At 47.8% G+C, this 1,340-nt stretch carries 1 rRNA gene; it reads left to right on the top strand.

The window, feature by feature from the left end:
- Window positions 1-1,340 (top strand): 23S ribosomal RNA (locus HNP99_RS17590); the annotation flags it as partial.

Genomic DNA, 1,340 nt, shown 5'->3' with positions numbered 1-1,340 from the left:
TTAAAGTTATATAGAGGTAGAGCTACTGATTGGATGCGGGGGCTTCACCGCCTACCAATTCCTGACAAACTCCGAATGCTATATAATGTTTCGTAACAGTGAGGGCTTGGGTGCTAAGGTCCAAGTCCGAGAGGGAAAGAACCCAGACCATCAGCTAAGGTCCCCAAATATATACTAAGTTGAAAGAACGAGGTTTGTCTGCATAGACAGCTAGGATGTTGGCTTGGAAGCAGCCATTCATTTAAAGAGTGCGTAACAGCTCACTAGTCGAGCGGACGAGCATGGATAATAATCGGGCATAAGTATATTACCGAAGCTATGGATTTACAATTTATTGTAAGTGGTAGGGGAGCATTCTCACAGGGTAGAAGGTGTATCGTAAGGTATGCTGGACCGGTGAGAAAAGAAAATGTAGGCATAAGTAACGATAATGCGGGCGAGAAACCCGCACACCGAAAGACTAAGGTTTCCACAGCTATGCTAATCAGCTGTGGGTTAGTCGGGACCTAAGGCGAACCCGAAAGGGACAGTCGATGGACAACGGGTTAATATTCCCGTACTACTGTTAACTGTGATGGGGTGACGGAGTGATGAAAGTGCCGCGAACTGACGGAATAGTTCGTTGAAGTACCTACCTATAAGCTGCGCAGGCAAATCCACGCGGCTTGGGGAAATACGATAGTACTCGGAGTCTTCGGACGAAGAGATAGTGCACCTAAGGGCTTCCAAGAAAAACCTCTAAACTTCAGGTTAATAGTACCCGTACCGCAAACCGACACAGGTAGTCGAGATGAGAATTCTAAGGTGCTCGAGAGATTCATGGCTAAGGAATTAGGCAAAATAGACCCGTAACTTCGGGAGAAGGGTCGCCAGCAGCAATGCTGGCCGCAGTGAAGAGGTCCAGGCGACTGTTTATCAAAAACACAGGGCTCTGCAAAATCGTAAGATGAAGTATAGGGCCTGACACCTGCCCGGTGCTGGAAGGTTAAGTGGAGATGTTATCTTCGGAGAAGCATTGAAATGAAGCCCCAGTAAACGGCGGCCGTAACTATAACGGTCCTAAGGTAGCGAAATTCCTTGTCGGGTAAGTTCCGACCTGCACGAATGGTGTAACGATCTGGACACTGTCTCAGCCATGAGCTCGGTGAAATTGTAGTAGCGGTGAAGATGCCGCTTACCCGCAGTGGGACGAAAAGACCCTGTGCACCTTTACTATAGCTTAGTATTGACTTTGGACAAATGATGTGTAGGATAGGTTGGAGACTGTGAAGTGGCGTCGCTAGGCGTTGTGGAGTCATTGTTGAAATACAACCCTTTGTTTGTCTGAAGCCTAACCCCGC

Source organism: Flavobacterium gelidicaeli, assembly GCF_013294005.1.
Classification (GTDB): Bacteria; Bacteroidota; Bacteroidia; order Flavobacteriales; family Flavobacteriaceae; genus Flavobacterium.
This window is presented reverse-complemented; position numbering and strand designations above follow the sequence as displayed.